Origin of the sequence: Bacillus sp. UNC438CL73TsuS30 (assembly GCF_000482325.1) — a bacterium.
Classification (GTDB): Bacteria; Bacillota; Bacilli; order Bacillales; family Cytobacillaceae; genus Neobacillus.
This window is the reverse complement of sequence record NZ_AXVA01000026.1, coordinates 12,517-33,336: the sequence shown is the minus strand read 5'-3', so window position 1 is coordinate 33,336 and position 20,820 is coordinate 12,517. Positions and strand designations below refer to the sequence as shown.

The 20,820-nt window shown below is 40.2% G+C and carries 20 protein-coding genes; 3 read left to right on the top strand and 17 right to left on the bottom strand.

Annotated features, from left to right (window positions below; translation table 11 throughout):
* Positions 1–124 precede the first annotated feature (124 nt).
* From nhaC to M028_RS29755, 10 genes are all read right to left on the bottom strand, one after another.
* A complete protein-coding gene (gene nhaC / locus M028_RS0110400) occupies positions 125–1,597 on the bottom strand; it encodes a Na+/H+ antiporter NhaC (RefSeq protein ID WP_051590997.1) in 1,473 nt (490 codons plus the stop codon).
* Between the two features lie 28 nt (positions 1,598–1,625).
* Positions 1,626–2,798, bottom strand: coding sequence for a MalY/PatB family protein (locus tag M028_RS0110395; protein ID WP_026573865.1), 1,173 nt, complete (start codon positions 2,796–2,798; stop codon positions 1,626–1,628).
* A gap of 125 nt (positions 2,799–2,923) precedes the next feature.
* Positions 2,924–3,904: a 1-aminocyclopropane-1-carboxylate deaminase/D-cysteine desulfhydrase gene (locus M028_RS0110390; protein WP_051591002.1), complete on the bottom strand. Its 981-nt coding sequence runs from the start codon at positions 3,902–3,904 to the stop codon at positions 2,924–2,926.
* Positions 3,905–3,921: 17 nt separating this feature from the next.
* Positions 3,922–5,094 (bottom strand): trans-sulfuration enzyme family protein, encoded by a 1,173-nt coding sequence (locus M028_RS0110385; RefSeq protein ID WP_026573863.1) that lies wholly within the window; start codon positions 5,092–5,094, stop codon positions 3,922–3,924.
* Positions 5,095–5,337: 243 nt separating this feature from the next.
* A complete protein-coding gene (locus M028_RS0110380; protein ID WP_026573862.1) occupies positions 5,338–6,786 on the bottom strand; it encodes a sigma-54 interaction domain-containing protein in 1,449 nt (482 codons plus the stop codon).
* Positions 6,787–7,039: 253 nt separating this feature from the next.
* Positions 7,040–8,197, bottom strand: coding sequence for a trans-sulfuration enzyme family protein (locus M028_RS0110375; RefSeq protein ID WP_026573861.1), 1,158 nt, complete (start codon positions 8,195–8,197; stop codon positions 7,040–7,042).
* A gap of 291 nt (positions 8,198–8,488) precedes the next feature.
* The gene (locus M028_RS29760) at positions 8,489–8,674 is read right to left on the bottom strand and encodes an aspartyl-phosphate phosphatase Spo0E family protein (protein ID WP_035424059.1); all 186 of its coding nucleotides are present in this window, start codon (positions 8,672–8,674) and stop codon (positions 8,489–8,491) included.
* 426 nt (positions 8,675–9,100) lie between these two features.
* Positions 9,101–9,325, bottom strand: coding sequence for a hypothetical protein (locus M028_RS0110365; protein ID WP_026573860.1), 225 nt, complete (start codon positions 9,323–9,325; stop codon positions 9,101–9,103).
* Between the two features lie 180 nt (positions 9,326–9,505).
* Positions 9,506–10,213 (bottom strand): DNA alkylation repair protein, encoded by a 708-nt coding sequence (locus M028_RS0110360; protein WP_026573859.1) that lies wholly within the window; start codon positions 10,211–10,213, stop codon positions 9,506–9,508.
* A 138-nt stretch (positions 10,214–10,351) separates the two neighbouring features.
* Positions 10,352–10,618 carry an aspartyl-phosphate phosphatase Spo0E family protein gene (locus M028_RS29755; protein WP_035424058.1) on the bottom strand — a complete coding sequence of 89 codons (267 nt, stop codon included), beginning with the start codon at positions 10,616–10,618 and terminating at the stop codon, positions 10,352–10,354.
* A gap of 312 nt (positions 10,619–10,930) precedes the next feature.
* Between M028_RS29755 and M028_RS0110345 the strand changes: the two genes are divergently transcribed.
* Both M028_RS0110345 and M028_RS0110340 read left to right on the top strand, forming a co-directional pair.
* On the top strand, positions 10,931–11,284 hold the full coding sequence (locus tag M028_RS0110345; protein ID WP_231510795.1) for a hypothetical protein: 354 nt from the start codon (positions 10,931–10,933) through the stop codon (positions 11,282–11,284).
* A 146-nt stretch (positions 11,285–11,430) separates the two neighbouring features.
* Positions 11,431–11,898 carry a hypothetical protein gene (locus tag M028_RS0110340; RefSeq protein WP_026573857.1) on the top strand — a complete coding sequence of 156 codons (468 nt, stop codon included), beginning with the start codon at positions 11,431–11,433 and terminating at the stop codon, positions 11,896–11,898.
* Positions 11,899–12,402: 504 nt separating this feature from the next.
* On the opposite strand, the gene M028_RS0110335 is transcribed toward M028_RS0110340, so the two are convergent.
* The 3 genes from M028_RS0110335 to M028_RS0110325 are packed head-to-tail and all read right to left on the bottom strand — an operon-like array spanning position 12,403 to position 15,881.
* On the bottom strand, positions 12,403–13,188 hold the full coding sequence (locus M028_RS0110335; RefSeq protein ID WP_026573856.1) for an SDR family oxidoreductase: 786 nt from the start codon (positions 13,186–13,188) through the stop codon (positions 12,403–12,405).
* 16 nt (positions 13,189–13,204) lie between these two features.
* On the bottom strand, positions 13,205–14,479 hold the full coding sequence (locus tag M028_RS0110330; protein ID WP_026573855.1) for a (Fe-S)-binding protein: 1,275 nt from the start codon (positions 14,477–14,479) through the stop codon (positions 13,205–13,207).
* Positions 14,472–15,881 carry an FAD-binding oxidoreductase gene (locus M028_RS0110325; RefSeq protein ID WP_442852782.1) on the bottom strand — a complete coding sequence of 470 codons (1,410 nt, stop codon included), beginning with the start codon at positions 15,879–15,881 and terminating at the stop codon, positions 14,472–14,474. Before M028_RS0110325 ends, M028_RS0110330 begins: the two co-directional genes overlap by 8 nt.
* 80 nt (positions 15,882–15,961) lie before the next feature.
* Here M028_RS0110325 and M028_RS0110320 point away from each other — a divergent pair, with 80 nt between their 5' ends.
* Complete coding sequence (locus M028_RS0110320; RefSeq protein WP_026573853.1) at positions 15,962–16,603, top strand: hypothetical protein; 642 nt, start codon at positions 15,962–15,964, stop codon at positions 16,601–16,603.
* A gap of 289 nt (positions 16,604–16,892) precedes the next feature.
* Here M028_RS0110320 and M028_RS0110315 read toward each other — a convergent pair whose 3' ends face one another.
* Genes M028_RS0110315 through M028_RS0110300 form a run of 4 tightly spaced genes read right to left on the bottom strand, consistent with a single transcriptional unit; the run spans position 16,893 to position 20,813 of the window.
* Complete coding sequence (locus tag M028_RS0110315) at positions 16,893–17,690, bottom strand: ABC transporter permease (protein WP_026573852.1); 798 nt, start codon at positions 17,688–17,690, stop codon at positions 16,893–16,895.
* A complete protein-coding gene (locus M028_RS0110310; protein ID WP_026573851.1) occupies positions 17,690–18,637 on the bottom strand; it encodes an ABC transporter permease in 948 nt (315 codons plus the stop codon). The genes M028_RS0110315 and M028_RS0110310 overlap by 1 nt, the downstream gene beginning before the upstream one ends.
* Positions 18,601–19,698 (bottom strand): ABC transporter ATP-binding protein, encoded by a 1,098-nt coding sequence (locus M028_RS0110305; protein WP_026573850.1) that lies wholly within the window; start codon positions 19,696–19,698, stop codon positions 18,601–18,603. Before M028_RS0110305 ends, M028_RS0110310 begins: the two co-directional genes overlap by 37 nt.
* 17 nt (positions 19,699–19,715) lie before the next feature.
* Positions 19,716–20,813 (bottom strand): ABC transporter substrate-binding protein, encoded by a 1,098-nt coding sequence (locus tag M028_RS0110300; protein WP_026573849.1) that lies wholly within the window; start codon positions 20,811–20,813, stop codon positions 19,716–19,718.
* Between the last annotated feature and the right edge of the window lie 7 nt (positions 20,814–20,820).

Here is a 20,820-nt window from a genome sequence, read left to right as displayed (position 1 = left end):
TTCCTATTTTCTATCACGTTTGAAAAAAATTTTTTTAAAACTAAGAAAACATGAACCAGGTCAACTTACCCATTATAAAAAAGGCGATTCCTATCAGGAATCGCCTACATAAAAACCTATTTACTTAGATTGCTTTAGTTACTGTTTCAACATCCTCGAGCTTCTCAGGCTTTAACTTCTTTATTGCAAATCCAGTGGCACCATAAAGTAAATCGAATAATGGGACAAAGAAGGCTAGAAAGACATATGGGAAATAGGCATATGGCGATACGCCCAACATTTGCGAACAATAGATGGCGTTGGAATTCCATGGAATAACCGGTGCACCCATCGTTCCAACATCCTCGATATTACGCGAAAGATTTTCTGGCGCCAAATGATTATTTTTAAAGACATTTTTCATAAGTGAACCCGCTACAATCGCAGTTAATAACATCGATGAACCAATCATATTTGTGATTAAAGCAATCAACATAGTCACTAAAGTTATTTTAAAAGTAGAGCCCTGTGTTCGTTTAACTAATGGCTCTACTAAAGCACTGAGAATGCCTGATTGTTCTAACATGCCGGTTACACACATGGCTAAAAGAACAACAAGGAATGAGCTCATTAAACTGTAGAGCCCGCCTCTGCTTAGGATGGGGTCTACTAACGTACTGCCGCTTTTAAACACAAATCCATTGGTCATGATATCAAACACTTTTGTTAAATGATACCCCTGAGTAAAAACAGCGACAGCCATGCCGCTAAACACTCCCATTAATAGCGAGATAATAGATGGAATGCCCTTTATGAGCATCACTAGTACCACCAGAAGAGGAATCAATGAAATCCAGGATAAATTGAAATGCTTTGATATTACACCAGTGATTTGTTGAATCTCCTGCATATTCGATCCATTTTTTCCATACTTTAAGCCTAAAATGATAAAGATAATTGCTGTTAGAATATACGCCGGGACAGTTGACCATAACATATGTTTTACGTGTGACATAACTTTAGAGCCGGCAACGGTAGCTGCTAAAATGGTACTATCAGACAATGGTGACAACTTGTCTCCGAAGAAGGAACCACAAATAATGGCACCTGCTGTCATTGCTTCGGGAACTCCAAGTGCATTACCAACTGTCATTAAGGCCAAACCCACTGTACCCAAAGTCCCCCATGAAGTTCCGGTTGCAAGAGATGTTGCTGATGTTAGGAGCAAAGCCGTGATTAAAAAGTATTGCGGTGAAATTAATTCTAAGCCCCAATACATAACATAAGGGATTGTACCAGAAGCCATCCAGGTAGCAATCATGACGCCAACTACTAAAATAATCGTATTCGGTTCAAAAGATTGCTTCCCCATCTCCCATGCCATATTTTGGACTTCATTATATTTATATCCTAGTTTCATAACAAGCAGGGCCACGACGATCCATAATAACAAAAACATTAATTCCAGAGATGCACCAAAACCAAGTGTTCCTGTAAGCAGCAGGCCGAAAAAGATTAAGACAGAAACCGCAGCATATTTAAATGACACCGGAAATCTATACGATTTATCATCCCACGAAACAGTTGCATTACCTTGTTTTTCAGATTTGTTCCCCATACGCAAAACCTCACAATTCAATTAGTTTTTAAAAACCATATTTGTCATAGTTTAGCTTAATCTGTTTCAATGCGTGCTCTAGTAAAGCCCTTGTGCAAGCAATATTTACTCTTACAAAGTTGCCACTATCTTTTCCATATGAACTCCCATCATTGACTCTAACCCCTGCGTCTGTAAAAAATTCAGCCAATTCCGTACCGGTGAAGCCCAGCCCCTCACAGTCAATCCATAACAAATAGGAACAATCAGGGTACTGAACTTTTAACTTTGGTAAATGTTTATGGATATAGTTAATCGAAAAATCAATGTTGCTTCGTAAGTAAGCATTTAATTCATCCACATAATAATCGCATTTAGTATAAGCCGTAATTAAAGCCTCAACTCCTAAATAGTTATAATCAAAGTGGTATTTTGTGTAAATATCATCAAATGCAATTTTCATTTTTTTATTTTTTATAATCACATATGCACTGAAGAAAGAGGCTAAATTAAAGGTTTTACTTGGAGAGTTCATTACCACCACATTTTGATCTTCTTCCTCACAAATCTCTAAAAAGGAGTGGAAAGGCAAACTTTTGTGAATCATATCGCTATGAATTTCATCACTTATAATCATTACGTTATTCTCACGGCATAAATCATACATTTTCTGCATTTCCGCTTTTGTCCATACCCGCCCGATTGGATTGGCTGGATTACATACAAGAAGTATTTTCACATCTGGTAGCTTTAGTTTAGCTTCTAAATCTTCAAAATCAATCTGATAACTTCCGTTGTAGTAATTTAATGGATTGTCGACTGCAACTCTATTAAAATTCTCTATTACCCTTTTAAAGGTTGCATAGACAGGAGGCTGTATCACTACTTTGTCTCCTGGATTGGTATAGGCATCTAAAAACATCCATAACGCCCCTGTCATTAATCCAGGCGCATAACTAATATCGTCTGCCCTAATATCAATTTTATGATGGCGGCCATACCACCCTTTGATCGCATCATTAAATCGATCATGCGGAAAATATCCATAACCAAATACGCCAAAATCCACCTTTTCCCTTACAGACTCTAAAACTTCACGTGGTGCCTTGTAATCGGTATCGGCAATGCCCAGTGGAATCAATTGGCCGCATTTTCCTTCATTGTCCCATTTATCGGAATCCGTACCAATTCGATTAATCGTTTCATCAAAGTTGTGAATCATACTTACCTCCTCATTTTTCTAAAAAATTACTGCGAATGCGTTTTCATTTTCGCAGCCAATATATCAAATGAAACTTTTTAAAAGTCTTCCGGACACACCCCGAGATGTGTCCAAAGAACAGACAATTAAATAGCTCCATATAACATTTTAATCTTCTCGTCCGTCCAGCCAAAAATCCCACCGGTATGAATAAAAAGTATGTTTTGGCTTCCCTGAAGTTTTCCATCTTTAAGTTCGTTGTATAAACCATACATCGACTTCCCGGTATATACCGGGTCAAGGATAATTCCTTCTTCTTGTGCAAATTTCTCTATGAATCTCAGTTCATCCAATTGGCTCTTACCGTAACCTAAACCTATATAGCGATCAATAATGTTGATTTCCTCAGCCGAAAAACGGAGATGATGGTCCCTATATTGATTCATATCTTCTAAAATGTGTAATAGATCATGAACGGCTTGTTCCCTCTGATTTAAGACACTCATGCCAATAATGGTTTTATTTTGATTGCTTTCTTTATTTCCGTATAACAAACCGGCATAAGTACCGCCCGACCCATTCGTAACCACAATCGTGTCAAACACGATTCCTAATTCCTGTTCTTGCTGGAGTATTTCATAGAAGGCTTCTACATACCCTAGAGCACCAATGCCGTTTGAGCCCCCCATCGGAATGACGTAGGGGTTGTGCCCGGTGTCAGTCAATTCTTTTGTCAATTTTGCAATCATGGGTGTTAAATCTTGATACTCATCCTCAGTTGCCACCTTAATGGTTGCACCAACTAATTTAGTAAGAAATAGATTCCCTTCCGTTCTATTTACTTCACTTTCTTTTAAAATCAACAAGGACTTCATCTGATATTTAGCCGCCAACACCGCAGTCGCCCTCGCGTGGTTCGATTGGATCCCGCCACAGGTAATTACATAATCACACTTTCTGTTTTTTGCATCGGCTAATAAATATTCCAGCTTTCTTATTTTGTTTCCCGATGATCCCATTCCCGTCTGGTCATCGCGCTTGATAAAAACTGACTTGTTTAAATGTTTATTGAAAAAATCGACTTTTTCAACCTTTGTGGGTACATTGGCAATCTCTATTTTCTCCATTAAGTATTTTCCAATCATTATAGGATTTTTTTCTGTAAGACATCGGCTGTTTTTACATGATCCAAGGCTTTAAATAAATCATTTAGAAGATCATTTTTATCTTCAATGCCGCAGCTCAGCCGAACTAGCCCGTCTGTCACCCCTAATTCAAGCCTCTCTTCTTCAGGAATTACAGCATGAGACATCGTGAACGGATAAGATAATATCGATTCAACACCGCCTAAGCTAACGGCCACTATAGGAATGCTTACATGGGCAAAAAAGTCCTTCACATTTTCATAACTTCCTAAATCAAATGTTAAAACAGCTCCACCGCTGCCTGCTTGGGAAAAATGAATCTCCCGTCCATTGTGATATTCAAGACCCGGATAATAAACAGCCTTCACCTTGCTATGTTTTAAAAGCTCACCCGCAATAAATGCCGCATTTTCAACTTCCTTTTCCATACGGATTTTCATGGTCTTGATTCCTCTTAAAATTAACCAACAATCATATGGGGGGAGCATACTGCCCAGCATTTTTTGCGTTTTGAATAACGTTTCCGCAATCTCTTGATCATTGGTCACAACCAATCCAGCGGTTACATCACTATGGCCATTGATAAATTTTGTCGCACTATGGATGACGATATCCACTCCCAATTTAATCGGATTTTGGAAAATGGGTGTCATAAACGTATTGTCGATGATGGTCAGCAAGTTGTATTTCTTTGCTAAATTAACAACACCTCTAATATCGGTAACCGTTAATAGGGGATTAGAGGGTGTCTCAATATAAATTCCTTTTGTATTTTGCTTGATTGCTTTCTTCCAGGCGTTAAGATCCGTTTCATCCACGAAAGTGTATTCAATTCCGTATCTCGGAAACATCTCGGTTACGAGCTGATAGGCTCCCCCGTATATATCTTTACAAAGGATTACGTGATCCCCCTGTGAGAAATTTAGCAATACCGCAGAAATTGCCGCCATACCGGAAGCAAAGGCATATCCATATTTAGCAAACTCCAAACAGGCAACCGTTTCCTCCAATGCTTTCCTTGTTGGGTTGCCAAAACGCGTGTAGGTAAACTCTTGTGATTGCGCAAATTGAGCTTGATGAAAGGTAGAGGATTGATAGATCGGTACGGATGAGCTTCCGGTATGCTGATCAATCAACGGACCACCGTGAATTAATTTTGTATCCAGTTCCATTTTGTTCACTCCTTTTGATTAATAATTATGCAAGAGTTGTGCCATAATAAAATCCTTGTTAATTCAACATTCCTGCTTGCAAAAAGGAGATGAAATTATCATTTCCGCGATGGTTATAGCGAAACATGACCAATTAGTACCGCTCTTCTATTCCCAAACTTGAAAAATATTTTATTAATTATTCAAAAATATTTTTCCTTAAAGTAAAAAGATTGCAAATGAACTTGCAATCTCATGGAAAAGTTATAAAACTTTTAGATGATATCGTTCTAGCTTACGATAAAGTGTCGATAAACTAATTTTCAATTCCTCGGCTACTTTTTCTTTGTCATTTCGACCATGACCACTCATAAAGAAACTTTGAATAATGGACTTTTCATATTCGGCAACCATCTCATCTAAGCTTAACCCTCCTGTCTGAATAGGTGCCTGAATCTGGTACAAATAATCCGGAAGATCTTGAAAACCAATTACATCCGATTCCGCCATATTCACCATATACTCCACAATATTTTCTAACTGCCGAATATTCCCTGGCCAATCATATTGGATTAGCCATTTTTCTAAATGTGGGTCCACCGTCATGTACGGACGGTTTAAGATTGAACAATACTTACAAATGAAGTATTGGAGGAAGAAGGGAATGTCTTCCCTCCTCTCCTTCAATGACTTTGTATTTAGCGGAATCACATTGATTCGATAATATAAATCCTCACGGAAGGTACCATTTTGAACCATCTCTTCTAAATTGCGGTGTGTTGCCGTTATCACACGAATATTGACAGGAAGCGATTTGTTTCCTCCCACTCTTTCAACCTCTCGTTCCTGTAATACCCTAAGAAGTTTGGGCTGGAGAGAAAGAGGGAGATCTCCTATTTCATCAAGAAAGATGGTTCCATGATTCGCCAGCTCAAACTTCCCCGCTTTTCCTTCCCGGTTTGCCCCTGTAAAAGCCCCGCCCGAATAGCCAAACAATTCACTTTCTAGTAAACTCTCCGGTATAGCGGCACAATTAACCGCAATAAAAGGGTTGTTTTTCCGATTCCCTTCATAATGAATCGCCTTTGCCAATACCTCTTTCCCCGTTCCCGTTTCCCCTCTAATTAAAACGTTTGCCATGCTGTTTACGATCCGCTTGGCTTTACGGATTACCTCTTTCATATCCTCGTTTTTGCTGACAAAGTTATCAAAGGTAATGACTTTATTTGTATTTAATGTCTCTTCGTATAAATTGCATTGTGATGCGAATCTTTCATTCTGCGAGATTAACTGGGATTCTACTATAAGACTTAGATGTTGAAGGAATCCCTTAAGTGATTCAGCATTTTCAATCATCTTTTCTTTTTGTTCCATTGAAAAGCCCATGAGTCCTATAGCTCCTAATGTCTCACTTCCCTTGACAATCGGAAAACCAATGGTTGCTGTCTCTTTGCATTCCTTAAAAAATTTACAGCTCATACAATGGGATTCATTTTTAATAACATCATAGGTCATATCAGGTCTGCCGGTCTTCATTACAGCACGCAACAAGGAGCCATCAGGTGCAGGTTTGCCAATTTGATGTTGATAGCTTCCTGTGCCGCTAACCCGATATCCGTTTCGGTCAAGGATGGTGATATCAAAACCAAGTACCGCTGTAAGGTTTTCCGAAAATAGTTGAATGAATTCCCGATTTTGAGTGATACCTCTCACGTTTTCTACCTCCTGTATGCTCCAGTTCTTTTAAATTTTTCCACGTACTATTTCTCCATGCAATTTTCAAGCCAACTATAAATTTCCGAAAAACTATGTAAAAAAAAGCAAAACATCATTGTTTTGCCAATTTTCTATTTTCCTATTATACTAAATTTTTCAATTATGAAAATACATTCTCTCAAGGTTGATAAAATTTCAGATATTTACCTACCAAAGACGTTACTGAAGAGTAATTCCTATTGCCGTACTGTTATTCTAATGCTGTTTCAAGATCCTTCCATATATCTTCTACATCCTCAATTCCAACTGAAAAACGAACGAGTCCATCATCGAGACCTGCTTTTTCTCTTTCTTCTTTTGGGATAATCGCATGTGTCATCGAAGCTGGATGTTGAATTAATGTACCTACATCACCTAGGGAAACGGCTAAAGTACTCAGTTTTACTGAATTCATAAGTTTAACACCTGTTTCGTATCCCCCCTTCAAGACAAAAGAAATCATTGCTCCGGGACCTTTCATTTGTTTCTCCATGATCTGTTGATCTTCAAAGCTTGCAAGTCCGGGAAAATATACCTTCTCTATCGCTTCATGTTTTTCCAGACGTTCAGCCAAAATCTGTGCATTTTCTTGAGAGCGGTCCATGCGAATATGCAAGGTACGTATCCCCTGACAGAGAAGCCAGGCATCCATAGGGGACAAATTTGCTCCCATCGTCTTCTGCACTTCTTTTCTCATCGGATCAATGATTTCCTTACTGGAAATGACGAGTCCGCCAATAAGATATCCATGACCAGACAAATATTTGGTTGCACTGTGGATGACAATATCAATGCCGCATAAAATAGGATTTTGTAAGTATGGAGACAAAAATGTATTATCAACAACCGTCAAGATTCTCTTTTGCTTAGCAAGCCCCGCTACACTCTTCATATCTACCAAGGAAAGCGTAGGATTGGAGGGGGTTTCAAAGTAGATTACTTTCGTTCTATCTGTTATGTGTGGTTCAATCTCTTCCCCCGTCTTAAAGGGGACAAATGTTACATCAATTCCAAATTTCTTTACCGTTTTAGATAGAAATGCGTGCGTCGCCCCATACAACGCTGTGTGTGCAACAACATGATCCCCTGCCTGCAAAACACCCAACAGGCAGCCAGTTATGGCAGCCATTCCAGATGAGAAAGCCAAACACCCTTCACCAAATTCCAATTCTGCTACCTTCTCCTCCAGTTCTCTTACATTTGGATTTCCCAGGCGTGAATACATAAATCCTGGATCCGCTCCCGCGAAGCGTTGTGCTCCTACCTCTGCATTATCAAAAACAAATGTGGAAGTCATATAAACAGGGGTGATGTGTGAGCCATGCCCTGTATCTTTGTTTACTTTTACTAGTTTTGATGTATAGTTCATGAGTATTTTCGCCTCCTAATTTTTGTAATCTGAATTGCTGCAGTTTTTATTTCTTCCTATTCGTTGTATACAAGTCTTTATATGCAAAAGTTATGCCAATTCTGTAAACCTTATAAAATCTGCAGTTTTCATTTTAAAATTTTCAAGTTATTTTCATTTTTGCCAAGGTTCACTGCAAAACATTGGAATGATCGAACCTACCAATTTTGCAATATTGAGAATAATTTCCTATAATTGGAGGGATTCTAAATATGATTCTAGCTTCTAAGTATTTCGTATGTCCGTAACACCCTAGGAGAGGTGCTTAATTCTCCGTGCTAATCCTGGATATCTAATTTTCATCATTTTGTTAATTAATATATCTAAATCTTGACTATATTTAATGGTTCTTGGATCAGACAGGCCATATATTGATCCTGACTTTTCCATTTCTATTTTTAGATATTTGTATTCTTCCACATATTTCATAAGTTCCATCTTTATTCCTCCTTAAAGCAATCAAGGGATATCAATCTCCTTTGCTAATGTATATATAGTTTGCAATTCCCATGCCAATCTTTAATTCTCTGTTAAGTGACTGTTCTTCAAAGGGTGTATTAAACTAGTCAGTCTTATTTCATTTCATAATTGAGAAAAATGTTTTCTAGATTGAAAAAAACTTTATTAGTCTAGTAAGCATTAATTTTTGAGGAAAGGAGGTGAGGAAACTTTTAGTAATTTGTTTCTATTTATCCTTAAAAAATCATTATTTTTAGCTAGATATACAGATGTAAATCCATAGGGACGGTTCTACTTGCCTTTTTTCAGGCTAAAAAAGCCGTACGTGGTTCCCCACCCCGTACAAAAAAACTGACCCAAATGGGTTGTCATTCAACGCCCGCTTGGGTCACCTTCATGTCGAAATTAAAACCAACAAAATGGAAATATTGGCCAGCAAAATGGAATGAAACATGCTCCCCAAAATCCATATCCATAACCTTCATTTTTATAAGAAGGATTGAATTCAACAATTTCTAATCCATCCTGTCTTATTTCAACGACTCTACCTACTGCCCATTCTCCGTTTTCTTTCTTAAAACGAACCAATTCACCCTCTAAGTGACGGGCCGTTTCATAATTTAATTGCATGTAAGTCCCTCCTTTCAAAAGTGGACTTACTATAAAGTATGATAGATATGACTTCTTGCTAGGGCAAACATCATGCGCTTATCTGAAATGCTAGAAATTCTTATCACTAGATTTAGATTAAAAGCCACAGGGACGGTTCTCATGGCCTAAAAAAGCCGTAAGAACCGTCCCCGTGGTCACTTAACACCTAACATATTTACGTTTGAAGCCAAGTCTCCCTCGGTCTAGATCTTTTTGAATATTTTCGGAAGCATGCAGAATACTGCTTTTTTTCTTGTCCCGCTTGATTTCGACTGGACCCACTGCCTTTGCCGTTTCAACCGCCTTCTCATGGAGCGGCACATAGGAAATCCCGACGGTGTACATAAAATTATTCATCCCCGATTTCGTCCGATCCGGAGCATCATGTATCGTATTTTTGACCAGATCAAGCATACCGGCAAGCTTGCTCGCACTAAACTCACTGTCCGGGCGATTACCCAAAAGCCAGCAGTAACAGCTCCAGCCTGCCGACATTTTAAGCTCTTCCCCGCTAGCAATCCATTTATCGGCAACAGCTTGCGCAATATCAGTTTCCGCCAATGTTACGGCAACAACATAATCAGACAGCATATAAAAATACGCCGTATCGATCCAACGCTCAAAATCCTCCTCCGTCATGGCCATGGGATCCGCAATGATTCCAGCAAAATACATGGCATCATAGTTTCCGGTGGCGTAAAGCTCCTCGGCCAATGACTGATCTTTCTTGATTTTCTTCGCAATCGGCTTCATTGCACCCGTAGCCACGCCAAAAAGCGGTTCATGTGCACCATTGCTTATGTAAATCTTTTTCATCCGTTCCTTGCCAAGCGCTTCCAGTTCCTGCATAACCGTTTCGAAATTCATCATTTTCCACTTCCTTCCTTTATCATCATACCCAAATTCTATAGGGATGTTCTCATGTTTATTTTTCAAAAAAGAATAGAGAAAAAAAGAGTGACATTTTCAGCCACTCCCTATCAAAATGAAAATATCATTTTCACATTATAGTATAGAAAAAATAGAACTGTAACCTATACGTACAGACTTAAAAAGTGTTTTTTGTAAAAATAGTAAAAATTCATGGTATACATCTATTGGATTGGTTTGTTTTGTTTCAATTAATACATAATGATTATAATCATTTAGTAGCTGATCGAGCTCTTGGCTACATTTGATTGTTTCATGACACACCAATCCTTTATCCATTCCTACCTGAATCATCTCTTCTCTTTTCTTGCTTATAGCCATTTCCAAATCTGCCAGTTTCATTTTGGAATCACACCTCGAAAAATTATTATTACTGTGTATATCTGCTAATCATATGAGGCAACTTGGACACTACAATCATTATAACATTTTCCGACTTTTAAAAAATCCATTCGATAAAACAAGATAAAAACAGACAAAAACAGACACTATTCCACTAACAAATCAATATGGTTGAGCGGCCTCATCGTGGATCCAGTCGCATTTCCTAATTTCTTCTGTTTCCTATTCTAACTCAATAGTAGTACCAACTTACATTTCCTTTATGTTACAATAAGTGTAAAATTACACTAAATAGAAAGGGTGGTTCTAAAATTGAGGGAGACTATAATATCTCCAATATGGAGAACAGTCAAAAAAATTTTTATTTTTATTATTTGTATATTAAGTGTCGCTGCGGGAATATGGGGATATGTGAAATATAAATTAATTTCCGTTGAAAATGCAGTTAATAAGTATTTCACAACCGTATCAAATATCCCTGAAAAACACATAGTATCAGAGCCTTTTATTGCAAACCTTTCAGGAAGTAAAAATTGGATGGTTTCCGTGAAGATTAAAGGCGATCCTAAAACTTATTACTATTTCAAAAATGCTGAAGGTAAGATTGTTTTAGAATCCTATACTTTAAATGGCGAAGAAAAGGTATTAAACAAAATAATGAATTAGGTACATTTATATGGCTCGTTAACTTTCTCTGAAGTAAAATAATTGGTGATAGAATAAATACATAGACATATCTAGTTAAATTTTCAAAAACTGACCATAATGGAAAGGTAAGGATTTGTCCTTTAGATAGAAGAGGAGGAATGGAAATGTCCTATGTCGTTGATTTTAAAAATGTGTCTACGGTTGGTTTAGAGTCTTCACCTGTAGCAGACGCACTTGCTGGTTTACGTGCGAATGAAGCCCGCTACTTTATGAACAAATACAAGCATGAATTTACGGTTGTACCAGCTAGCGAAAGCGGGGAGACCCTTGATTATGTGAACCGAATTTTGAAAGAAGAACGTGATATTGAGTTTGCGGCCAAACCTTTAGAGACATCGCGTTTTCAAGTGGAAAATATCAATTGGACTTACGTTTTTTATGAGGATGGTCTTTCGGTCAACGTACTGTATACGCTTGATGGCCCTAAGCCGAAGCGGGCCGTTGGTTTTAAGCTGTCTGATGGGATGGAGGTACCAAAGGAATTAGAAGAGAAGTTTAAGTTTGCTAGGCAGAAGTCTAAACTAGCAGGAACCATTCGAGGCTCGTATTTTGTCATTAAAGGAGAATATTAAATTCCACCGGGACGGTTCTCCCGGCTTTTTTTGTCTATGAGTGAGAACGGTCCCTGCGTCCTTAAAATTGTCGTTAAAATCTAATTTTGTGTTGATATCCTATCAAAAAGTGTTGATAAAATTCCATTTTGTGTCGATATCATAAAAACGGCCATTTCTTTACCCACTGGTATTGGCTCTTTTCCCAACACTTTGTGGCATTTACATTCCGGTTCTTACCTTTTACCCACCACTTCGTATTTTAGCTTCTGAAAATCAGGTATCTTTCTTTAAAAATTACCTTTTTAAGAAATAAATTACCACTTTCAGTAAAATCCCAACCCTAGATCATGCCTCTTTTTCAACCTAATCTCATTTACCCACCGGTTTTGGCCCTTAACCCACCATTTCGGGGCGTTTACATTCAGGTTCTCCCCTTTTACCCTCCACTTCTAGCCATTTACCCTCCATAAAAAAAGCAGGCTTCATATAGAAACGAAGCCTGCCCGAAATGTAACTAGGTCCTTAAACCGATTTCACCATCCCACCGTCCACCAACAACGAACTTCCTGTAACATAGGTGTTCGCATCCGAAGCTAAAAAAGCTACAACCCTTGCAAACTCCTCAGGCTTACCATACCTTCCAAGAGGAATATTCTTTTTGGCAGCCGCCTCCACCTCATCAGAAGAAACTCCCAGCTTATCTGCCTTAAGCTGATCCAGAAAGGCTACTCGGTCTGTTGCAATTCTGCCAGGTGATACGGTATTAACTAAAATATTATACGGAGCCAGTTCTTCAGCAAGGCTCTTCCCAAGCCCAAGAACGCCTAAACGAAAAGTATTCGATAAAATTAACCCATTTATCGGTTGTTTAATAGAAGAAGAACCGATATTAATAATTTTACCGCCTTCTTTCTTTAAATCTGGCAAGACTTCTCGTACCAGCCGCACATAGCTTAATAGATTCAATTCGAAAGCCTGATACCAATCCTTATCTTCAAAATCTTCAAACCCTCCCCCCTGTGGTCCTCCAGAGTTATTAATTAAAATCTGAATGTTCCCTAGGGTTTCCCTCGTATGCAGGACCAATGCTACAATGTCTTCCGCTTTGGTAATATCCGCGGGAAAATAGGCGACTTTTCCTTCCCCCAACGACTGAAGCTCTTCTTGAACTTCCTTCAACTTTTCTTCATTTCGACTCGTTAACATCACATTAGCGCCCTCCATGACGAGTTGGGCCGCTATCGCTTTTCCCAATCCTTGACTTGATGCCACCACAATCGCTGTCTTTCCTGCTAAATGTAAGTTCATTTTTTTCTCCCCCATATCAAATTTTATCGATCTCACAGGCCTCTGCTAGCAGTTCAACAAGATGAACCACTTTAATTTTTTCTGCTTTCCCTTCGCGCTCTACACCTAATTTCATCTGTAAATGGCAGCCTGGATTACTTGTGACGACGATGTCCGGCTCCACTTTTTCAAGATGATGCATCTTTTGATCCAGCACTTCCATTGCTTCATGGTAGTGGACGACATTATAGATTCCTGCAGAGCCGCAGCACATGTCCTGTTTTTCAAACATACGGTAATCAATCCCCGGAATCTTCTTGATTAATTGCTGAGGCTCATTCACGACTTTTTGAACATGTTGTAAATGGCATGAAGGTTGGTAGGCTGCGACTTTTCGAATTTCTTGAGTAAATGGCAATGAACTCTCGGCCAATAAAACGCTAATGTCTTTACACCGCGCGGCAAATTTCTCTGCACGGGAATGCCATTCTGAGTCTGCCTCAAACAATTCCGGATACTCCACCAACATCGCACCACAGCCACCGATACTATTGACAATAAAATCAAAATCATAGCGTTCAAAGGCGGCGATATTTTTTTTAGCAAGGGCGATGGTCTCATCCTTTTTCCCACTATGATGCAAAAGGGCTCCACAGCAGGTTTGTTCTTCAATCAAAGTGACTTCACAACCAGCAAGCTGCAGCAATTTCATACTGTCATTATTGATTTTTGAAAACATCACATCCATAATACAGCCCACAAAAAATCCAACTGTATAGGTCTTCTTCCCAATTGGAGGGAGTACTCGATATTCTCTTTCCTTTTTTGTCGGCATCTTAATCATGGGAGTAATGGATTCCATTGCCTGAATACTTTCTGGGAACGCCTTCATGATGCCTGACTTTCTCGCTAAAGACACCATTCCGGTTTTTTGCGCGAATTGTAACCCTCTCCCCGCAATCTTTTGCCACTTTTTATTCGGCAATCCTTTTTCAAGGAGCACCGTTTCCATTTTGGAAGCAGGCTTCGTTTTTGCGATCAATTCCTTAGCAGATTGCAAAATGGTTCCATATTGAACATTGGTTGGACAAGCAGTTTCGCAGGCTCGGCAGCCTAAACATAATTCAATCGAAGAAGCGGCAGCCTCGACTGAAATTTTTTCTTCGGCTAATAATTTTACTAGATTAATACGCCCCCGCGGTGACTGGGTTTCCACACCGGTCGTCTCGTAGGTGGGGCATTTTGGCAAACAATAGCCGCATTGGACACAGGCAAACGTTTCTTCATAGGCTAATCCATGGCTTCTACTCATCGGTTAACACAAACCTTTGTCCAGGCTCCGGAAATATTTTTCCAGGGTTTAAAAGATTAAGAGGATCCCAGGCTGCTTTCATCCGTTTCATCATCGATAAACCGGTTGTACCTAGCTCCATTTCCATAAACGGGGCCTTCATCGTTCCAATCCCGTGTTCTCCTGATAATGTGCCGCCCATTTCCACTGCAGCTTGAAAAATCTCCTCGACCGCTTTTTCCACTCGTTTCATTTCTTCGCTATCACGTTTATCCGCGATGATATTGGGATGCAAATTCCCATCTCCAGCGTGGCCAAATACAACTAAATCGAGGTTATACTTTTCTCTTATTTCCTTTAAACGTTGAAACATGTCGGGAATCCGACTGCGCGGAACCGTCGCATCTTCTGAGATCTTCGTTGGCTTTTTTCGAACGATCGCTGGAGAAACGAGTTTTCGTGCCTTCCAAAGTTCGGCTTCTTCTCCCTTTGTTTCTGCTATTTTCACTTCTCGTGCGCCAACTTCCAAACAAATTTCCTTCACCCTTTGGGCTTCTGCTTCGATGGCAGCAGGATGTCCGTCCAATTCGATTAATAGTAGCGCCTCGATATCGGTGGGTAACCCGGATGGCTCAAATTGTTCTACAGCGACAACAGATGCTTGATCCATAATTTCCAATTTTGATGGTAAAATCCCGCCTGTCAGGATGCTGGAAATCGCTTTTCCGGCAATGACGAGGTCATCAAAAAGGACCATTAACGTTCCGGTAGATTGCGGTTTAGGGATTAGCTGTAAAATTGCTTTTGTGATAATCCCTAACGTCCCTTCCGATCCCACGATTAATTTCGTTAAGTCATAGCCAGTTACATTTTTTACCGTTCTTCCCCCGGTTTGGATGACTTCACCGTCAGCCGTAACCACTTCAAGGCCGAGCACATAATCTTTCGTCACCCCATATTTAAGTCCACGCGGGCCGCCGGCGTTTTCCGCTAAATTTCCGCCAATCGTGGACACATGGGAGCTGCTCGGATCAGGAGGATACATTAGACCAAATTCACTGGCCATTTTATTAATATCTGCCGTGATAACCCCTGGGGAAACAATCGCGACTAAATCATCTGGTTCGATCACTAACGTATCTGTCCATTTAGAAAAATCAAGGACAATCCCTCCATGAACCGGTAAGGGACCCCCGCTTAAGCTCGTTCCCTTTCCCCTTGGATAAATCGGCGTTTTATGTTTATTGGCCACTTTGACAATTCCAACCACTTCATTGGTAGAAGTGGGCTGCACGACCACATCCGGGGGAAACACGCCGAAAGAGGCATCATAGGAATAACTGGCAAGGTCCGCCTCATTGGTAAGGACTCGACGTTTGTCCTGGACCACTTGGCGGATTTCCTTTTCGATTTCTGTATGTATCAAGGTCCCAACCTCCCTTTGAAAAAATAATAGAATTATAGTTATAATGAACAAAATGAGAATGAGAGAGGATGACAATTTTGAAAGTAGCTTTGATCCATGCCACGACCACTGCCTTAACGCCGATTGAAAAAGCGTTTCAGAAAGCAGCCCCTGAAATCGAACTGCTCCATTTTATGGACACCCATCTGCTTTCCATGATGGAAAAATCCGGGGGCCTCGCTCCCGAAATCATTCGCAGATTTTCAGCATTGGTAAACCTTGCTGCTGAATCGGAAGCCAATTGCATTCAACTCACTTGTTCAGCCTTTAATAACATCACATCGATTTTGCAGCCCATGCATGCCGTAAAACTATTTCGATCAGATGAAGCCATGTTGGATGAAGCACTTGCCTATGAACGAATTGGCCTCATTTCCACCGTAAAAGAAACACCCATCGCCTTAATGAGTTATTTACGAGAAAAAAGACCGGATTGTATTATTGAATCTCTAGTTGATCCGGGACTGATCCATCTTCTTTTTCAAGGAAGGATCGATGAACATGACGAAAAGGTACGAAACATGATCAGACAAATGGACGGAACAGTGGATGTCATGGTCCTTTCCCAGTACAGTATGGAACATGTTGCCCATCAGGTTCAGACCTCTGTTCCGCTTCTTACTGCCCCACAAGCAACGGTGAATCGATGTTTAGACTATTTAAAAACTTATTCTTCTTAAACGTAGGCTGTTTTCTAAATGTTTTTGAGAACGTAAATTTTTCCAAAAAGGTTGATTGGAGCGGAAGGTGCGAGACTCCTGCGGGAGTAGCGGGACAGGTGAGACCCCACAGGAGCAAAGCGACGAGGAGGCTCACCGCCCGCCCCGCGGAAAGCGAGCATCCTGGAGCGGAGATCAACCTCCCCTATTCAAATAGCAGCAAAGTTTACGAAAACAGCTTGAACATAAAACAGCCGGCTTTCTTGCGATAACAAGCAAACAGCCGGCTTTTATTTTTCCACATCATTTCCTAATGATGCGTACCACCAAATAACTTTCCAACCCCATGAATTTTTTCAAGGATGAGGATTAAGATCACAGAAATGAAAATAACCACACTCGACACGGAAGCGACGATTGGATTATAAGCATCCTGCATCGTTGAGAAAATCTCGATGGGAAGGGTTCTCATATCAGGAGATATCATAAACAATGAGACGGTGACATTATCAAAAGACGTCAAGAATGCAAATAATCCTCCTGAGATCATCGCCGGCCGGATAAGCGGCAGAGTTACCTTCCAAAAAACAATCAATGGATTTGCTCCAAGAATCGCGGCTGCTTTTTCCAAATTGTAATCAAATCCACTTAACCCTGTTAGGACCAGTCGAATCACATACGGAATACAAATGATCGTATGGGCGATCAAAAAGCCTGTGGATGTACCGGCAAGCATCATCGGTGTGAAATAAATCAGCAAGGCAATCCCTAGTACAAGTTGCGGTACACTTAACGGCGCTGTCAAGATCGATGTAATATAGTGTTTTCCGGGAATATCATACTTGGCAATCGCAAGTGCCCCGAGCGTCCCGAATACAACAGCAAATAATGCAGCTAAGGAAGCAAAGAGTACACTATTATAAAAGGCTTCGACGAATTCAGTGCGTTCTAAAATCTTTGTATACCATTGCAGCGAAAAACCTTTTGGTGGAAAGCTTGGATACGCTGCACTTGTAAAAGATGCAGGGATGACCACCATTAATGGAAGTAAGATATAGATGATCCCGATCACAGCAAGGATCACGCGGAACTTTCCAAGTACTTTCATCAACGGAACACCTCCCGAAACTTACTTTTTTCAAATGCTCGTGTAAAGATGAAAACGGAAAGAAGCGTAATCAATAGGAGTACGTACGACAAGGCTGAACCAAATGTCCATTTCAACAGGTTGTTAATTTGATCGTATACAACCACTGGCATCATCGGAACATTCGCGCCTCCCATTAAAGAAGGAGTGACATAGGCACTCATCGATAAACTAAAGACCAGCACACAACCCGATACGATCCCAGGCAAGCTAAGCGGAAGGGTAATCGAAAAAAAGCTCCGTAGTGGACTGGCACCGAGAATCGCTCCCGCTTTCTCTAATGATGGGTCAATATTATACAAGCTCGTCACAATCGCTAACACCATGAAAGGTAAATAGGCGTTTGAAAGTCCGATGACCACACCAATTTCAGAGAATAATAGATTGAGCGGCTTATGAATAAGGCCAAGATTCATTAAAAGTGAATTGATTGTACCGTTCGGCAATAATAATAAGTACCAGCCAAAATTACGTACAACAATGCTGACCAAAAGAGGGGAAGCAATTAATAAAGTAATATATCCCCGAACTTTAACTGAGCTTTTCGCCATCGTTAACGCAATGGGGTATCCCAGGATCAGGGAAACAAGCACAGAATAGAAACTAATTTTCACCGTCAACCACATCGAAGATAAGTAATAGTGGTCGGAAAATAACGTGATATAGTTTTGTAAGCTAAAAGCGGCATCCGCACCATTCAAACTATCAGTAGAAATAAAACTTAAATACAAAATATACAACATCGGAACCACAAAGAATCCAAAGATGAATAACAGGATCGGGACTAAAAGAAGAAGCCCGGCAATCCAGGTTCTTCTTTTTTTCACTTTCGGCTTATGTTGCGGTTCCGCCTTTACCGTTTTATGATTACTTACTTCTTGATCAGCATAATTTCTGACGGGTTCCATCCAACATACACCTCACTTCCATTTTGCCAAGTTGAGTCATATGCACTGGTTAATAATTGAAGCGTTTTTCCTTGCAGGGAAACATCTACTTCCCATGAAGTACCAAGGTAATTAAGCTGAATGATTTTAGCCGGCTGAAGTTCCAATGCTGATGATGTTTCCCTCGTCGAGGAAATGTGAACATTCTCAGGGCGAATATAAAGTCTCACCTCATCCCCTGCTCTCAAGGAACGATTCTCACCAATCAAATTTTCCGAATCGACATGAAAAATTTCCCCACCGACTTTCACTGAAATTTTCCTGCCTTCGGCTCCCACAACCTCTCCTTCAAACGAATTCGATTTTCCAATGAATTGGAAGACGAATTCCGTGTTAGGATGATTGTAGATCGCGGTCGGTGTGCTAATTTGTTCAATTTTTCCTGCGTTCATCACCACGACCCGATCCGACATCGATAAAGCTTCCTCTTGATCATGGGTAACAAAAATCGTGGTGACCCCTATTTCTTTTTGTAAACGCTTAATTTCCGCGCGCAGTTCATGTCGTAATTTTGCATCCAGATTGGATAGCGGTTCATCGAGCAGTAGTAATTCCGGCTCCACCACAAGCGCTCTGGCAATCGCGACACGCTGCCTTTGTCCTCCCGATAATTCCCTTGGATAACGATGTTCAAGCCCTGACATCTTCACCAGTTCAAGAACTCGATCGATTTTCTTTTTTTGCTCCGATTTCGCTACTTTTCTTAGGTTCAAACCAAAGCTTAGGTTTTCTTGCACCGTCATATGTGGAAACAAGGAATACGTTTGAAAGACCATTCCTAAATCGCGCTTATAAGGAGGGACTTTCGTTACCTTTTTCCCTTTAATGTACACATCTCCCTGATCGGCTTCCAAGAAGCCTGCAATTAAATTCAATGTAGTCGATTTCCCGCAGCCTGAAGGTCCGAGCAGGGTTAATAACTCACCCTGCTTTACTTCTAAGTCAATATCATTCAGTACGACATTGGATCCAAATTGCTTTCTTGCACCTCTGATCTCTACATCGCAAGGAATTGCATTCATGGTCCGTCCCTCCATTCTTATTTCAATTTTTTACCGATTTCTGGAACGACTTCTTTCGTCCAACGATCAGACCATTCCGCCCGAACTTTCGCGTATGCAGCAAAATCAGGTTTATAGGTTTTGTCTGTATCCTTTAGCCCAATCGATTCTTGGAATTTCTCTGGAAACTTCACGCCATCAACAACTGGATAAAATCCCTGTTCTGCAATTAAAGCTTGTGAATCAGCACTTACTACATAGTTAAGGAATTCAAGTGCTTCCTTCTCGTGAGGAGTATTTTTCACAAGGGTTCCACTAAAGGCTTGAATCGGTACCCCTTCTTTTGGTACCACCATTTTAAGTGGTACGCCTTGAACCGCTAAATCACCAATCGCATAGCTTCCCATTACGGTTACGTCAGCAGCACCTTGCTGAAGCGCTGGCATCACTTGTGTTGAATTTTTATAAAAAGTCGTGGAGTAACCGGCAAGCTCTTTTGCTTTTTGGATTCCTGGCTCGACATTATCTGTACCGCCGCCGTTTGCCATCGCTAGTGCGTTTAAGGTGTTAAAGCCCCAGTCATTTGTAATATCCACAAACGCTGTTTTTCCTTCATATTGACCAGATGCTAAATCGTTCCATGATTCAATTGGTTTCAAGTTCTTCTCTTTAAACGATTTTGTATTATACGCAGGGGCAATGGCCAATCCAAATATTGGAGCACCTGCATCCTTAACGGCTATAAACTTCGGATCGACATGACTCATATTCGGAGCATTCGATTCATCGATTTTATCGATAAGCCCCTTATCATTTGCGCGCTGTACATCTGTTGGTACAAAGATCGCAATGTCAATTTGTGGAGCATTTTTTTGTAATTCTACCTTCGATAAAATTTCTCCAGAAAGTCCTGGAACAAAGTTAATCGTAATACCTGTTTCCTTTTTGAACTTCGGAGCAATCACGTCACGAATGGTTTTTTCAATAACCCCGCCATTTCCTGCAATGGTAATGGATTTTTTTCCATCTTTACCCGCTTTTGCAGCTGTCCCTCCGGCCTTTTGTGGATTAGGAGCGCCACAAGCTGATAAAACAATTAGTAAAGCGATCGAAATTAAGGTAAGGATCTTTTTCATTTTCACT

Bases quoted from the DNA above. Each gene is read 5' to 3' on its own strand.
- M028_RS0110335 (WP_026573856.1), bottom strand. From the start codon at position 13,188: ATGAACTTACATTTAGCAGGAAAGACAGCGATTGTGGTGGCATCAAGT.
- M028_RS29755 (WP_035424058.1), bottom strand. From the start codon at position 10,618: ATGAAACTGGCAGATTTGGAAATGGCTATAAGCAAGAAAAGAGAAGAG.
- M028_RS0110360 (WP_026573859.1), bottom strand. From the start codon at position 10,213: ATGAATTTCGAAACGGTTATGCAGGAACTGGAAGCGCTTGGCAAGGAA.
- M028_RS0110315 (WP_026573852.1), bottom strand. From the start codon at position 17,690: ATGAAAGTACTTGGAAAGTTCCGCGTGATCCTTGCTGTGATCGGGATC.
- M028_RS0110365 (WP_026573860.1), bottom strand. From the start codon at position 9,325: ATGCAATTAAATTATGAAACGGCCCGTCACTTAGAGGGTGAATTGGTT.
- M028_RS0110390 (WP_051591002.1), bottom strand. From the start codon at position 3,904: ATGGAGAAAATAGAGATTGCCAATGTACCCACAAAGGTTGAAAAAGTC.
- M028_RS0110340 (WP_026573857.1), top strand. From the start codon at position 11,431: ATGTCCTATGTCGTTGATTTTAAAAATGTGTCTACGGTTGGTTTAGAG.
- M028_RS0110305 (WP_026573850.1), bottom strand. From the start codon at position 19,698: ATGAATGCAATTCCTTGCGATGTAGAGATCAGAGGTGCAAGAAAGCAA.
- M028_RS0110385 (WP_026573863.1), bottom strand. From the start codon at position 5,094: ATGGAACTGGATACAAAATTAATTCACGGTGGTCCGTTGATTGATCAG.
- M028_RS0110310 (WP_026573851.1), bottom strand. From the start codon at position 18,637: ATGGAACCCGTCAGAAATTATGCTGATCAAGAAGTAAGTAATCATAAA.
- M028_RS0110375 (WP_026573861.1), bottom strand. From the start codon at position 8,197: ATGAACTATACATCAAAACTAGTAAAAGTAAACAAAGATACAGGGCAT.
- M028_RS0110330 (WP_026573855.1), bottom strand. From the start codon at position 14,479: ATGAGTAGAAGCCATGGATTAGCCTATGAAGAAACGTTTGCCTGTGTC.
- nhaC (WP_051590997.1), bottom strand. From the start codon at position 1,597: ATGGGGAACAAATCTGAAAAACAAGGTAATGCAACTGTTTCGTGGGAT.
- M028_RS0110395 (WP_026573865.1), bottom strand. From the start codon at position 2,798: ATGATTCACAACTTTGATGAAACGATTAATCGAATTGGTACGGATTCC.
- M028_RS0110300 (WP_026573849.1), bottom strand. From the start codon at position 20,813: ATGAAAAAGATCCTTACCTTAATTTCGATCGCTTTACTAATTGTTTTA.
- M028_RS29760 (WP_035424059.1), bottom strand. From the start codon at position 8,674: ATGGAACTTATGAAATATGTGGAAGAATACAAATATCTAAAAATAGAA.